General features: G+C 41.8%; 15 protein-coding genes. 2 read left to right on the top strand and 13 right to left on the bottom strand.

Annotation, left to right across the window (positions count from 1 at the left end; all coding sequences use genetic code 11):
- Positions 1–153 precede the first annotated feature (153 nt).
- The 13 genes from ssb to rpmH form a co-directional block, all read right to left on the bottom strand.
- Positions 154–666, bottom strand: coding sequence for a single-stranded DNA-binding protein (gene ssb, locus HNR41_RS08215; RefSeq protein WP_184283547.1), 513 nt, complete (start codon positions 664–666; stop codon positions 154–156).
- Positions 667–692: 26 nt separating this feature from the next.
- A complete protein-coding gene (gene rpsF / locus HNR41_RS08210) occupies positions 693–995 on the bottom strand; it encodes a 30S ribosomal protein S6 (RefSeq protein ID WP_184283545.1) in 303 nt (100 codons plus the stop codon).
- A gap of 232 nt (positions 996–1,227) precedes the next feature.
- Positions 1,228–2,328 carry a redox-regulated ATPase YchF gene (ychF, locus tag HNR41_RS08205; protein WP_184283543.1) on the bottom strand — a complete coding sequence of 367 codons (1,101 nt, stop codon included), beginning with the start codon at positions 2,326–2,328 and terminating at the stop codon, positions 1,228–1,230.
- Positions 2,329–2,341: 13 nt separating this feature from the next.
- Positions 2,342–2,527, bottom strand: coding sequence for a DUF951 domain-containing protein (locus tag HNR41_RS08200; protein WP_184283541.1), 186 nt, complete (start codon positions 2,525–2,527; stop codon positions 2,342–2,344).
- A gap of 6 nt (positions 2,528–2,533) precedes the next feature.
- A complete protein-coding gene (locus HNR41_RS08195) occupies positions 2,534–3,460 on the bottom strand; it encodes a mechanosensitive ion channel family protein (RefSeq protein ID WP_184283539.1) in 927 nt (308 codons plus the stop codon).
- 18 nt (positions 3,461–3,478) lie between these two features.
- Positions 3,479–4,258, bottom strand: a complete 780-nt coding sequence (locus HNR41_RS08190; RefSeq protein ID WP_184283538.1) for a ParB/RepB/Spo0J family partition protein — start codon at positions 4,256–4,258, stop codon at positions 3,479–3,481.
- 95 nt (positions 4,259–4,353) lie between these two features.
- On the bottom strand, positions 4,354–5,166 hold the full coding sequence (locus tag HNR41_RS08185) for a ParB/RepB/Spo0J family partition protein (protein WP_184283536.1): 813 nt from the start codon (positions 5,164–5,166) through the stop codon (positions 4,354–4,356).
- A 16-nt stretch (positions 5,167–5,182) separates the two neighbouring features.
- Positions 5,183–5,902, bottom strand: coding sequence for a 16S rRNA (guanine(527)-N(7))-methyltransferase RsmG (rsmG, locus tag HNR41_RS08180; RefSeq protein WP_184283534.1), 720 nt, complete (start codon positions 5,900–5,902; stop codon positions 5,183–5,185).
- Positions 5,899–7,782 carry a tRNA uridine-5-carboxymethylaminomethyl(34) synthesis enzyme MnmG gene (gene mnmG / locus HNR41_RS08175; RefSeq protein ID WP_184283532.1) on the bottom strand — a complete coding sequence of 628 codons (1,884 nt, stop codon included), beginning with the start codon at positions 7,780–7,782 and terminating at the stop codon, positions 5,899–5,901. The genes rsmG and mnmG overlap by 4 nt, the downstream gene beginning before the upstream one ends.
- A gap of 17 nt (positions 7,783–7,799) precedes the next feature.
- Positions 7,800–9,176: a tRNA uridine-5-carboxymethylaminomethyl(34) synthesis GTPase MnmE gene (mnmE, locus tag HNR41_RS08170; RefSeq protein ID WP_184283530.1), complete on the bottom strand. Its 1,377-nt coding sequence runs from the start codon at positions 9,174–9,176 to the stop codon at positions 7,800–7,802.
- A gap of 14 nt (positions 9,177–9,190) precedes the next feature.
- Entirely contained in the window at positions 9,191–10,048 is an 858-nt protein-coding gene (jag, locus tag HNR41_RS08165; protein ID WP_184283528.1) for an RNA-binding cell elongation regulator Jag/EloR, read from the bottom strand.
- Positions 10,049–10,063: 15 nt separating this feature from the next.
- Complete coding sequence (gene rnpA / locus HNR41_RS08160) at positions 10,064–10,399, bottom strand: ribonuclease P protein component (RefSeq protein WP_184283764.1); 336 nt, start codon at positions 10,397–10,399, stop codon at positions 10,064–10,066.
- A 114-nt stretch (positions 10,400–10,513) separates the two neighbouring features.
- Positions 10,514–10,651 (bottom strand): 50S ribosomal protein L34, encoded by a 138-nt coding sequence (rpmH, locus tag HNR41_RS08155; protein ID WP_026859410.1) that lies wholly within the window; start codon positions 10,649–10,651, stop codon positions 10,514–10,516.
- Positions 10,652–11,086: 435 nt separating this feature from the next.
- Between rpmH and dnaA the strand changes: the two genes are divergently transcribed.
- Both dnaA and dnaN read left to right on the top strand, forming a co-directional pair.
- On the top strand, positions 11,087–12,430 hold the full coding sequence (dnaA, locus tag HNR41_RS08150) for a chromosomal replication initiator protein DnaA (protein WP_184283526.1): 1,344 nt from the start codon (positions 11,087–11,089) through the stop codon (positions 12,428–12,430).
- 171 nt (positions 12,431–12,601) lie between these two features.
- Complete coding sequence (gene dnaN / locus HNR41_RS08145; RefSeq protein WP_184283524.1) at positions 12,602–13,735, top strand: DNA polymerase III subunit beta; 1,134 nt, start codon at positions 12,602–12,604, stop codon at positions 13,733–13,735.
- The last annotated feature ends 83 nt before the right edge of the window (positions 13,736–13,818 follow it).

The following is a 13,818-nucleotide window of genomic DNA, read 5'->3' as shown; positions in this document are numbered from 1 at the left end:
ATATAATTATAAAGACGATAAACATTGCTTATGTATTACGATTTGTTTCAAAATTAAAATAAAAACCTGAGATACGGTATCTCAGGTTTTTCACACATTTCACACACATTTTTTAAAACACACGATAACAAAGTTTGGATTGTTATATTTTATTTAGAACGGTAGATCATCATCGCTGATGTCTACTGGACCCTTAGAGTTTGCAAATGGATTTTCTTCTGCGTTATCCTGACGCTGCTGGCTGCGTCCTGTTGACTGATTGCCAGTCGACTGGTTGCCGCCGTATGCATTTTGGTAAGAGTCAGCAGAGTTATAATCATTATTGCCTTGAGATTGATTACCGCTGCCTTTAGGCTCCAGGAACTGAACACTTTCACACACGACTTCAGTTACATATACTCTTTGCCCGTCTTTATTCTCGTAGTTACGAGTTTGAATTCTGCCATCTATTCCTACTAAGCTGCCTTTTTTAACATACTGGTTAACGTTCTCTGCCTGTTTGCGGAAAACAACACAGTTGATAAAGTCAGCGCCTCTTTCACCATTCTGGCTGGTAAAAGGACGGTTAACAGCTAAGTTGAAAGTAGCGACAGCAACATTATTTTGACTGACTCTAAGTTCAGGATCTCTTGTTAAGCGACCCACTAAAACTACACGGTTTAGCATGTAATCAACTCCACTCAATATTTAACTTATTTTTTAGCTTCAGCTTGTTCGTCACGAACAACGATATGACGGATAATGTCATTGTTGATCTTCGCTAAGCGGTCAAATTCATCAGCAGCGGCACTCTCACCGTTATACTTAATGATTTGGTAAAATCCATCTTTGAAATCTTCGATTTCGTAAGCCAGACGACGTTTACCCCACTCTTTAGATTCGACGATTTCCGCACCATTGTTAGTAAGAACTTCATCAAAACGTTTAACTAACGCTGATTTAGCTTCTTCTTCAATATCCGGGCGGATTACATATAAAATTTCATATGATCTCATCTTCTACACCTCCTTATGGTCTTTGCGGCCGAAAACACACGTTTTCAGCAAGGAATAATTTTCATTACTCACAATCAGGAATTATAGCAATAAAATCGCATGATTACAATAGTTACGCTGTAATTAATCCTATTTATTTTTCGGAGTTTTTATCGTTACCTTCTTGAAACCGCGCGGGCTCTGGCATCAAAAAAACTGCGGAACCTTTTTAAAAGATTCCGCAGCTGAATGATTAAACGTTAAATCTGAAGTGAACGACGTCTCCGTCTTTCATAATGTACTCTTTACCTTCAAGACGGACTTTGCCGGCTTCTTTAGCTTTTGCTTCGCTGCCTGCTTCTATAAGATCATCGTAGCCGACTGTTTCAGCACGAATGAATCCTTTTTGGAAATCAGTATGAATGATTCCTGCACACTCAGGTGCTGTCATTCCTTTTTTGAACGTCCACGCTCTGACTTCCTGCACACCTGCAGTGAAGTACGTTGCCAGACCAAGCAGGTCGTATGATGCTCTGACGAGTTTATCAAGTCCTGATTCTTTCAGGCCGAGTTCTTCAAGGAACATTTCTTTTTCATCGTCATCAAGCACTGCGATTTCCTCTTCCACTTTTGCAGAAATAACAATAACTTCAGAACCTTCTTCTTCAGCATATTTCTTAATTGCTGCCAGGTGTTCATTATCTTCAAGTGACGCTAAGTCATCTTCAGCAACGTTCGCCACATACAGTGTCGGTTTTTGAGTCAGCAGGTGAAAATGCTTAACAGATTTGATCTCTTCTTCCGAGAATTCAAGTGCACGAACCGGTTTGCCATCTTCCAGTCCTTCTTTGATTTTCGTCAGAATTTTCGCTTCAGCCATTGCATCTTTATCTTTCTGCTTCGCCATTTTTTCTACTTTCGGCAAACGTTTATCGACACTTTCAAGGTCGGCAAAAATAAGTTCCATGTTGATAACTTCGATGTCATCAAGCGGGTTTACTGTACCCGATACGTGAGTCACGTTCTCGTCGTCAAACGCGCGGACAACCTGACAGATTGCATCTACTTCACGAATATTGGCTAAGAACTTGTTCCCAAGACCTTCACCTTTTGAAGCACCTTTTACGATTCCGGCAATATCCGTAAATTCGAATGCTGTCGGAACAGTTTTCTTAGGTTCGACAATTTGTGTTAAAACATTAAGACGCTCATCCGGCACCTCAACGATTCCGACGTTTGGATCGATTGTTGCGAACGGGTAGTTGGCAGCGAGTGCACCTGCTTTTGTTATTGCATTAAAGAGTGTTGATTTACCAACGTTTGGTAATCCGACAATTCCTGCAGTTAAAGACATAATAGTTGCTCCTTTAGTTTATAATTACTTTTTTTAATCGTTTATCAAAGTCGCGGCGCGGCATCATAATCGTCCGGTCGCAATTCGTACATCTGATTTTAATATCCGCACCCATCCGGACAATCTGGAATTTGTTCATTCCGCAGGGGTGCATTTTTTTCATTTCGACAATATTATTTAAATCGTATTTTTTCTCCATAATTACTTACTCCTCGGCATCATTTTGATCGAAATCACTAATGTCCATAGTAGGTACAGATACAAATACTCCGTGTGATTCAAGGTGCTGCTTCAGGCGCTTGCGCGTGCGTCTTGTCGCACCGAAATGCTCCATCGGCTGTGTGGTCAGCATAATGCGGACAGTTGCCTCACCGTGCTGTATATCCTGCACGCCTAATATTGCCGGCTGCTCGACAAGCACTTCTTCTTCACGCCAGTGATTCTCGAAATAACTGTTAATCATATCTTCAACCTTATCCAGATCTTCCTGAATAGAAAAGTTCATATCGAGATATGAAATGGAATTATAACGGGAGAAGTTAATCACTTCGTTTATCGTGCCGTTCGGAATCATGTATAACTCGCCTTCATAACCCTGAATACGCGATGATCGCAATCCTAATGATAACACTTCACCTTCGGCAACAGTAGTACCTGACGTATTTACTCTGACGAAATCTCCTTTATCAAACTGGTTTTCCAAAATGATAAAGAATCCGGTAATCATATCTTTCACTAAACTCTGCGCACCAAAACCGATAGCCAGACCAACGACACCGGCACCGGCTAACAGCGTGGCAACGGGAATACTGAATGATTCCAATATTGCTACAATAACGAAGAACCAGATAAAGATGGTCGCACCGTTCTGCAGCACATTAATCAATGTGTTATTGCGTTTGTCAGAGCCCTTTAAGCGGGATTTTGATTTATATTTAAAGAAATTATCAATCAGACGGTTCACAACTTTTGTTAAAATGTAACCGGCAATTAATAAAATAACTGATATTAATACACTTGTACCAATATTCATCCATAGCTTAGGAGAAGTTAGTTCATCGTATATCTCCTGAAAAAATGTCAGGTCCAGTGGTTCAGGATCTGTCGTATTAAACAAAGTTAAAAACTGCATACATTAAATCCTCTTTCTTTATTTTTTCTGAAGCATCGCAAGGATTCTCTTAAACTCTTCCTCCGATGTAAACTCCAGCTGTATCATTCCTTTATTTTTCACTTTTTTTATTTCAACATTCGTACCGTAATGCTCTTTAAGCTGATTTTCATATCCTTGCAAAAACTTCAGCTTCTTCGCTGTTTTCTTAATCTTTTTCTTTTTATCGAATGTTTTCACATAGGTTTCAAGCGAACGTACACTCATGTTCTGATCAATTGCTTCTTTGGCGACCTGTTCCATTAAGAGCGGGTCTTTCAAAGACAGCAGTGTCCTGCCGTGGGCACTGCTCAGCTTCTGTTCGTTCATTGCCCGTTTTACTGCTGCCGGTAAATTTAACAGCCTCAGCATATTTGCGATGTACGACCTTGACTTACCCAGCCGCTGTGACAGTTCGTCCTGCGTCAGGTCCGCCTTTGTCATAAGCTCTCTGTAGCTCTCCGCTTCTTCCAGTGCGCTTAAATCTTCGCGCTGCAGGTTTTCTATGATTGCAAGTTCCATCATTTCCTTATCGGACATACCGGTAATTATTGCAGGAATCTTTTCAAGTCCTGCTCTCCGGCTTGCTCTGAGCCGCCGCTCCCCGGCAACCAGCGTATAGCCTTTCACTGATTTTCTGACAGTGACCGGCTGCATAACACCGTGAATCAAAATACTGTTCTTTAAATCTTCCAGTTTTTCCTCATCAAAAGTCTGTCTCGGCTGGTATGGATTTTTGCGGATTTCCTTAATAGGCAGTTCTATAATTTCCACCGTCATCTCACCGACTTTGCATAGTTAAAATACAGTTCAATTATAACAGTATCGTTACTGTTTGTAAGTCAAAAAAGAACTCACACTGTGAAGTGTGAGCACTATTTGTATATACGTATCGTGACTTCGTGCAGCTCATCGGTTTCTGATGTTTCAATGTTCACATCGATACCTTTGTCCTGCAGCTTCTTAATATCTCGTTCAAAGTCATTCAGCATGAACGCTACATCGTCATTAAAATTAATCTGCTCGATGCGGACCTTCTGACGGTTCTTCACAGCAAGTTCTGTTTCCTTAACCGTCAGGTTATCCTTAACGATATTTTTAAGTACGTCGCACTGGGTATCGTTATCCAGAATAAGCAGTGCCCGTGCGTGTCTTTCTGTTATGTCATCTTTTTCGAGCGCCGTTATAACGTCGTTAGACAGCTTTAACAGGCGTAATTTATTGGCAATAAACGACTGGCTTTTACCAATACTTTCAGCCAGATCTTTCTGTGTAATATCATCCATCGCAAGGAGCTGTTTGTATGCCCGTGCTTCTTCGATACTCGATAAGTTCTCACGCTGAATATTTTCAATCAGTGCGATTGCTGCCGATTCCTGATCTGTTAAATATTTAACGATGGCCTGAGTGTCGTCGTAACCGAGATGTTTAAGTGCTCTGAATCTGCGCTCGCCTGCAATAATTTCATACATGTCCTCTTCAATCGGACGCAGTGTAATCGGCTGCAGCAACCCGTGCGCTTTGATGGAATGTGCGAGCTCCTCAATGCGCTGATGATTGAATACAGTACGCGGCTGGTACTGGTTCGGTACGATGCGCTCTATCTGCACAGTAACGAGAGAATCATCATCAGAACGCGTTTCGCTTTTATCTATGAGATTAAATAATTTTGAAAATGGTTTTTTCACACATTCCACCACCCTTTTATTTTAATGGGGATTTATTAGGTGTACCCGGTTTGCGCGGATACTTCTTAGGTGTTTTACTTTTTTTGTCGATAATCATAATGTAACGGTCGCTTTCTTCCTGCGGCAGTGACAGCTGGTGAACTTCTTTCAGTTCTCCGCCAAGCACGTCCAGCGCGAATTTACTCTCTTCAAGTTCTTCCGGCGCTTTCTTGCCTTTCATGACGATAAACTGTCCGCCGGTGCGTACGAGCGGCAGGCACAGTTCGGATAAGACGTTCAGCTGTGCAACAGCACGTGCTGTTACCACATCAAACATATGTCTCGCATCCGCTTTATGGTTGCCGAATGTTTCCGCTCTGTCATGCACCAGGTGCATTTTATCGAGTTTGAGCTCAGCAGTGAGTTCGTTTAAGAAGTTGATGCGTTTGTTTAAAGAATCAACGATTGTAATTTTTAAGTCCGGACGGATGATCTTCATCGGGATGCTCGGGAATCCGGCACCTGCACCGACGTCGCAAAGACTCGCACCTTCGTCAATATCCGCATAGAATAACGGTGTAATTGAGTCGTAGAAATGTTTTAAATACACCTCTTCGATTTCAGTTACAGCAGTTAAGTTAATTTTTGCGTTCCACTCAACAAGCATCTCGTAGTAGGTCTTGAACTGGCCGAGCTGTGTGTCAGTCAGTTCAATTCCCTGTTCTTTTAAAGCATTTATGAATTCCTGTTCGTTCATGATTCTACCCTTTTCACATTACCCTGTTCGATATAGACAAGCAGAATGGAAGTGTCTGCAGGATTTACCCCTGAGATACGTGATGCCTGTGCGATGTTCAGCGGCTTAACTTCTTTAAGTTTCATGCGCGCTTCTGTCGCCAGCGAGTGTATCGCATCGTAATCGATGTTTTCAGGAATTTTTTTATCTTCCATACGCTTCATCTTGTCGACCTGCTGTAATGATTTTTTAATATAACCATCGTATTTAATCTGTACTTCAACCTGCTCGTATTCTTCCTGGTGCAGTGTGATTTCTTCGTTCAGGATTTCCATAATTGACGGATAGTCCATTTCCGGACGGCGTAATAAGTCCGCTGCAAGAATACCATCTTTCAGAGCTGTACCGCCGCGTTCAGCGACGATGTTCTGCGTGTGCTCATTCGGTTTAATGCGCACTTTCTGCAGACGCTCAAGTTCAGCATCGATGTTTTCTTTTTTCTTATGGTAACGTGCCAGACGCTCGTCGCTGATCAGCCCGTGTTCATGGCCGATTTCAGTCAGACGGATATCCGCATTATCGTGACGGAGCAGCAGTCTGTGCTCGGCACGTGACGTTAACAGGCGATAAGGTTCATTTGTACCTTTCGTTACCAGGTCATCGATCAGTACGCCGATATATGCATCTGTACGGCTTAAAATTAATTCTTCTTTGCCCAACAGGTTATTTGCAGCATTAATACCTGCGATTAAGCCCTGTCCGGCCGCTTCTTCATAGCCGCTCGTCCCGTTAATCTGGCCGGCAGTATAAAGATTTTTGATTTTCTTCGTTTCAAGTGTCGGCCACAGCTGGGTCGGTACTAATGCATCGTACTCAATTGCATAGCCTGCACGCATCATGCGTGCATTTTCAAGTCCCGGTATGCTCGTCACCATTTCTCGTTGAACGCTTTCCGGCATGCTCGTTGATAAGCCCTGTACGTAGACTTCCTTAGTATTGCGGCCTTCCGGCTCAAGGAAAATCTGGTGGCGTGGTTTATCGTTGAAACGGACGATTTTGTCTTCGATTGAAGGACAGTATCTCGGGCCTGTTCCCTGAACAACGCCTGAGTACATTGCTGACAAGTGCAGGTTCGCTGTAATAATTTCATGTGTTTCTGTTGATGTGTATGTTAACCAGCATGGCAGCTGGTCCATAATGAATTCTGTCGTATCAAAACTGAATGCGCGCGGTACATCGTCACCGGGCTGAATTTCAGTTTTGCTGTAATCAATTGAATCTGCGTTAACACGCGGCGGTGTTCCCGTTTTAAAACGGATAATTTCAAAGCCGAGCTCTTTCAGCTGATCTGCAAGAGCAAGTGACGGAATCTGGTGATTCGGTCCGCTTGAATATTTTAAGTCGCCTAAAATAATTTCACCGCGCAGGAATGTACCTGTTGTAATAATTACTGCATCGGCATCGTATACTGTGCCGACATTCGTTCTGACACCGCGCACAACATCATCTTCTATAATGAGTTCATCAACGAGGCCCTGTAATATGTCGAGGTTCGGTTCCTGTTCAAGCAGCGATTTCATTTCCTGCTGATAAAGAACTTTATCTGCCTGCGCACGAAGTGCACGCACTGCAGGTCCTTTACCTGTATTAAGCATCCGCATCTGAATGTGAGTTTTGTCTATAACTTTTGCCATCTGACCGCCGAGCGCATCTACTTCGCGCACAACGATTCCTTTTGCCGGTCCGCCGACAGAAGGGTTACATGGCATAAATGCGATGTTATCCAGATTGATTGTCAGCATCAGTGTTTTTAATCCTTTGCGGCTTGCAGCAAGCCCCGCTTCAACACCTGCGTGACCTGCTCCGATAACTATCACATCATATTTAATATTGCCGGTCATTATTTAACCTCCTGTATTTACTTCCCTAGACAGAATTGACTAAAGAGTTTATCTATTAATTGTTCCGATACGTCTTCTCCGATCACTTCACCGAGCAGTTCCCACGTTTTAATGAGGTCGATTTGAATAATATCCACAGGCACATCTATTTCCGCCGAAGCTATTGCGTCTTCAATCGATACTTTCGCCTGCTCGAGAAGATTGATATGACGGTTGTTCGATACATATGTCGAGTCCGTCGATGACAGGCTGCCGTCGAAGAACATCTTCTGGATTTCATTTTCCAGATCATCGACACCTTCACCTTTTATAATGGACGTTTTAATTAACGGTATTTTAAAATGTTCTTCCAGATAATTAAGGTCCAGATTGTTTTCAAGGTCGAGTTTATTCACGATACCGATCACTTTTTTATCATCTACCGATTTCAGCAGTTCAAGATCTTCCGGAGTCAGCTCATCGTTGTTGTTCATGACGTATAAAATCAATTCGGCACCTTTCAGTGCTTCGCGTGAACGTTCCACACCGATTTTCTCAACAATATCATCCGTTTCGCGAATACCTGCCGTATCGACAAGTTTCAGCGGAATACCGTTGACGTTAACGTACTCTTCCAGAATATCGCGCGTCGTGCCGGCAACGTCCGTTACAATCGCTTTATTGTCCTGAATTAAATAGTTTAAAAGCGAACTTTTACCAACATTCGGCTTGCCGACGATAACCGTACTTAAACCTTCGCGTAAAATCCGGCCTTCAGAGCTCGATTTCAGAAGCTTATCAATATTGACGCTGACTTTCTCTGCTTCTTCCAGGAGGAATGATGTCGTCGCTTCCTCAACATCATCGTATTCCGGATAGTCGATGTTCACTTCAACCTGTGCAAGAATGTTTAAAATGCTCTGGCGAAGTTCTTCGATATAAGTTTTTAAGCGTCCCTGCACTTGCTGGTTCGCAACTTTCGATGCTTCATTCGTCTTCGCACGGATAAAGTCCATTACCGCTTCAGCCTGTGATAAGTCCACGCGTCCGTTTAGGAATGCACGTTTCGTAAACTCGCCCGGTTCCGCCATTCTGGCACCGTGGTTTAAAGTCAGCTGCAGTACGCGGTTTACTGTATGAATACCGCCATGGCAGTTAATTTCCACAATGTCTTCTCTCGTGTATGTCTTCGGTGCACGCATTAATGCCACCATAACTTCCTCAACCGTTTCGCCGGTCTTCGGATCGACAATGTGCCCGTAGTTAATCGTATGTGATTTTGTGTCAGTTAATTTTTTCGCACCTTTATACAGACGGTCTGCAATTTCAATCGCATCTTCACCTGATAAACGAACGATAGCAATCGCCCCTTCACCAACCGGTGTGGAGATGCTTGAGATCGTTTCAAATTGCATTTTCAAAACTCCTTTTATTTCTTAATAATAACGAGATAGCGGTTAGGTTCCCGTCCTTCTGAGTACGTTTCTACATTTTTAATTCTGCTCAAAACATGGTGCATTGTTTTACGTTCAAATGAAGGCATCGGCTCCATCTTAACCGGCTCGTTCGTACGCATCGCTTTTTTCGACATGTTGATTGCGAGGCTCTCCAGTGTCTCACGGCGTTTTTCACGGTAATTCTCGACATCGAGAAATACTGTGCCGTAGCTCTTATATATAGTGTTAAAGTAATTTTGTGCGAGTTCCTGCAGCGCATTTAAAGTCTGGCCGCGCTTGCCGATAATTTTAGCTGCGAGTTCTGCATGAAATTCAATCGTCACCGTCGTATCTTTAATACTCACTTCAGTTTCATTTGGAATGTTCATTTCATGCACAACACGGGAAATATAATCCGCTGTGTCATCTGCTGCATTGTTAATCGGTGATTCATAAACCGTATGCTCATCTTCGGCATCGGCCGTCACTTCATGTTCGACTGCTGTCTGATGTTCCGCTTCAGGAATTTCAGGCTGATCCGCTTCTTCAGTGATTTCCGGTTCCGGCTGTACTTTAACCGGTTCGGGCTCAGGTATTTCGACAGCAGCTTCAGGTTCCTCTTGAACTTCAGCACTGTGCTGTTCAATCATCTCTTCAATAGAACCGTATGTTTTCAGTTCAGGGTTGATTACTGTCAGCTGCACTTCTGCATCGCGTTTGCCGAATCCTAAAAATCCGCCGCTCCCGCCGTCGATTACTTCAATCTTAATATCGTCTTCAGTTACGCCAAGCTCGTTTAACCCTTTTGCAACTGCATCATCTACTGTCTTTTCAGTATAAATTCTGTACATAATACTACCCCCGTATTATTTAATACATTTCGCGATTTTTAAGACATGCAATAATGATTTTTCCATCTCATGATAGTCCATATCTTTGACAGGATTTCGTGCGATAACTACATATTCACGCGGCTTCAGTTCTGTTTTATGGATCTGGTAAAATGCGCGGATACGTCTTTTGATCTGATTTCTCTTCACCGCGTTGCCGAGACGTTTGGACACACTGATGCCCAGTCTCAGATGCGGAATTTCATCGTTCTGTCTTAAATAAACGACAAACTGCCTGTTGGCATACGATTTTCCGCGCTTAAACATAAGTTTAAAATCTTTTTCTTTTTTAATTCTATATCGCTTTTTCATCATTATTACGCTCTTTCATATCTATGATTAATTATTATACTAAAAAGCACCTGTTTTATAAAACATCCGGTATTGGGCAAAAAAAAAGATCATCCTCGTCAGATGATCTAATGGTTATGCAGAAAGAACTTTTCTTCCTTTTCTTCTACGGCGTGCAAGAACTTTGCGTCCGTTTTTAGTACTCATTCTCTCACGGAAACCGTGTACTTTTGCACGTTTACGTTTATTCGGTTGATAGGTACGTTTTACCATTAATGACACCTCCGTTTAAATATATATCTCTGTTTTTATCTTCTCTTAGAATTGCAACTATTAAAGAATACCAAAAATAGGCTCTCTTTTCAACTTTTTATTTGATTTTCCTTCTATGAGATATCTGTCATTCAATAATAAATTGTGGATAACTTATTTGCAAGATAAAGTTATCAACAGCTTTGAAATGTCATTCCCCACAAATCCACAGCCTGTCCGTAATATTTTGTGGAAAAGTGTTAATTCTGTGCATAACTCGTAAAGGTATTGATATATATAGCGAAGTTAGTTATAATTCTACCCATATCGTTGTGGATAAGTTACATCCTCACTATAGTTATCCACAGAATGTGCATAAGTTGTGCATAACTTTTCTACACCTGTGTATATCGGTTATCCACAGCCTGTTATTTGTGAATAAGAAAGGAAAATTTTATGAGCAGCTTGAACAGTATTTGGGATAATGTCCTCGATAATATCAGTGACAACATTCCCACCGTCAGTTTTCAAACATGGTTCAAAGATACAAAACTGATCGATTTAAACAGTTCCAATGCAATTGTTAAAGCAGACAATGAATTTCAGCAGGGCTGGCTGTCAGAAAAATATTTAACACTAATTGAAGAGAGCATCTATAAAGCAATCGGTGAAAAAGTTTCTGTCAAAATCGTCTTTCAGGACGAAAAACTGAGCGACGCATCATCCGCACAGAAAAAAAATTCATCTGAGAAACGCAGCACATCTGTAGATGTGCCTGTTAAACATGCATTAAATGCACAGCATACGTTCGATACGTTCGTAATCGGGAACGGCAACCGCTTCTCGCATGCTGCTTCTCTCGCAGTCGCCGAAGCACCTGCCAAAGCTTACAATCCGCTGTTTATATACGGCGGCGTTGGTCTCGGCAAGACGCATTTAATGCACGCAATCGGCAACTACGTGCTGGAACACCGTCCAAATGCGAAGGTTGTTTATTTATCGAGTGAAAAATTTACAAATGAATTCATCAACTCGATCCGCGATAACAAAACAGAAGAATTCCGCAACAAGTACCGCAATGTCGATGTGCTCTTAATAGATGACATACAGTTTTTAGCAGGTAAGGAATCAACGCAGGAAGAGTTTTTCCACACGTTTAACTCGCTGCATGAAAATGATAAGCAGATCGTTATCTCAAGTGACCGTACTCCGAAGGAAATACCGACGCTTGAAGACCGTCTCCGCTCCCGTTTTGAATGGGGCCTGATGACAGATGTGACGCCGCCTGACCTGGAAACGAGAATTGCGATTCTGCGTAAAAAATGTGAAGAAGAGAATGTAGAGATTCCGAACGAAGCGATGATTTACATTGCAAACCATATTCACACGAACATCCGTGAACTGGAAGGCGCACTGACGCGCGTTGCAGCATATTCAAAAATTTCGAATCAGCCGATGACACCCGAAGTGGTTTCTGAAGCATTGAAGGATTTAGTCGTAACGACGAAGTCAAAACGCATGACAATCCACGATATCCAGGTCGCAGTCAGCGAATATTACGGTATTCATATCGATGAACTCGGATCGAAGAAGCGAACGAAGTCCATCGCCTTCCCGAGACACGTTGCAATGTATTTATCACGTGAACTGACAGATAACTCGCTGCCTAAAATCGGTGAAGTTTTCGGAGGCCGTGATCATACGACAGTAATACACGCACATGAGAAAATTTCGAGGCTTGTTTCAGAAGATGAGCTGTTCAGAGATGAACTGAAGGAAATCGAGAATAAGCTCAGTTAAAAGTTAATGTGAATAGTGTGGATAAATGTTACACTGTAGTCAACACTTTGTACACATGTGGATAACTTCGTGCGTATAGCTTCAGTACAGTTTTCCACATATCCACAGGGCCTACTATTATTACTATTATTTTATATACTATATATCTAATAAATAAGGAGTACTTTGCTTATGAAAATCAGTATTAAAAGACAATACTTTATCGAACAATTAAATCATTGTTTAAAAGCTATTTCACCAAGAACAACACTGCCTATTTTAAACGGGATAAAAATAGATGTCTCTGATGACCAAATGACACTTACCGGCAGTGATTCGGAAATATCTATTGAAATTACAATACCCACAGAAATTGATAACGAAGAAATTCTTGAAATTGAAGAACCAGGTTCAGTTGTATTAACAGGACGTTTCTTTGTAGACATCATTAAAAAACTTTCCGGTGATTTTGTAGATCTGGAAACAACAGAAAACTTCCAGACTAAAATTACCGCAGGAAAATCAGAGTTCAACTTAAGCGGTAATGATTCAAACCAGTATCCTTTATTGCCTGAAGTGAGCGATGCAGACAGTCTTGTACTTTCTTCTGCAGTATTAAAAACAATTATTAACCAGACTAACTTCGCAGTTTCATTATCTGAAACACGACCTGTGTTAACTGGTGTTAACTGGAATTTTAACGAAGATAATATTTCATTTACTGCAACAGACTCTCACCGTCTTGCATTAAGAAGACTGCTGGATAAAACATTCAATACAGAAATCTCAAACGCGATTATTCCGGGTAAATCATTATCCGAGCTGAGCAAGATTCTTACAGACTCTGAAGAAGATGTGGAAATTAACCTGTCACAAAACCAGGTGCTCTTCACATACGGCAACATGCGCTTTATCTCCCGTTTACTTGAAGGAAACTATCCGGATACATCACGTCTGTTCCCTGAAAACTACGAGACTAAAGTCAGCGTAAACAATTCGGAGTTCTACCACGCAATCGACCGTGTATCACTGCTGGCACGTGAAGGCGGCAATAACGTTATCCGCATGACTGTGGAAAATAACAACGTGGAATTAACATCGAACTCTCCTGAAGTCGGTACGGTAAATGAAGATATCAATGCTTCTGCTGTCGAAGGCGAAGGAATTAAGATTTCGTTCAACTCTAAATACATGATGGAAGCACTCCGTGCAATCCAGGACGAAGAAGTAACAATCGAATTCTTCGGTACGATGAGACCGTTCACTATTACACCGAGCGAATCATCTGAAGTTGTACAGTTAATTTTACCAATCAGAACTTATTAATTATGAACTCAATATTTCGGGACTATGCCTTTTTTGATAAAAAAACAGGCCTCTGGTCTCTTTTTTTATTTACCGGTAGGTAA

It is taken from the genome of Jeotgalicoccus coquinae (assembly GCF_014207425.1).
GTDB lineage: Bacteria > Bacillota > Bacilli > Staphylococcales > Salinicoccaceae > Jeotgalicoccus > Jeotgalicoccus coquinae.
Note: the sequence above shows the minus strand (reverse complement) of the source record. Positions and strands in the feature narration are given on the sequence as shown.

What these genes read in the sequence shown, in the direction of transcription:
- HNR41_RS08195 (WP_184283539.1), bottom strand. Translation starts at nt 3,460, where the DNA reads ATGCAGTTTTTAACTTTGTTTAATACGACAGATCCTGAACCACTGGAC.
- dnaN (WP_184283524.1), top strand. Translation starts at nt 12,602, where the DNA reads ATGAAAATCAGTATTAAAAGACAATACTTTATCGAACAATTAAATCAT.
- jag (WP_184283528.1), bottom strand. Translation starts at nt 10,048, where the DNA reads ATGTACAGAATTTATACTGAAAAGACAGTAGATGATGCAGTTGCAAAA.
- HNR41_RS08200 (WP_184283541.1), bottom strand. Translation starts at nt 2,527, where the DNA reads ATGGAGAAAAAATACGATTTAAATAATATTGTCGAAATGAAAAAAATG.
- rsmG (WP_184283534.1), bottom strand. Translation starts at nt 5,902, where the DNA reads ATGAACGAACAGGAATTCATAAATGCTTTAAAAGAACAGGGAATTGAA.
- rpsF (WP_184283545.1), bottom strand. Translation starts at nt 995, where the DNA reads ATGAGATCATATGAAATTTTATATGTAATCCGCCCGGATATTGAAGAA.
- ssb (WP_184283547.1), bottom strand. Translation starts at nt 666, where the DNA reads ATGCTAAACCGTGTAGTTTTAGTGGGTCGCTTAACAAGAGATCCTGAA.
- rpmH (WP_026859410.1), bottom strand. Translation starts at nt 10,651, where the DNA reads ATGGTAAAACGTACCTATCAACCGAATAAACGTAAACGTGCAAAAGTA.
- rnpA (WP_184283764.1), bottom strand. Translation starts at nt 10,399, where the DNA reads ATGAAAAAGCGATATAGAATTAAAAAAGAAAAAGATTTTAAACTTATG.
- mnmE (WP_184283530.1), bottom strand. Translation starts at nt 9,176, where the DNA reads ATGCAATTTGAAACGATCTCAAGCATCTCCACACCGGTTGGTGAAGGG.
- HNR41_RS08190 (WP_184283538.1), bottom strand. Translation starts at nt 4,258, where the DNA reads ATGACGGTGGAAATTATAGAACTGCCTATTAAGGAAATCCGCAAAAAT.
- dnaA (WP_184283526.1), top strand. Translation starts at nt 11,087, where the DNA reads ATGAGCAGCTTGAACAGTATTTGGGATAATGTCCTCGATAATATCAGT.
- ychF (WP_184283543.1), bottom strand. Translation starts at nt 2,328, where the DNA reads ATGTCTTTAACTGCAGGAATTGTCGGATTACCAAACGTTGGTAAATCA.
- mnmG (WP_184283532.1), bottom strand. Translation starts at nt 7,782, where the DNA reads ATGACCGGCAATATTAAATATGATGTGATAGTTATCGGAGCAGGTCAC.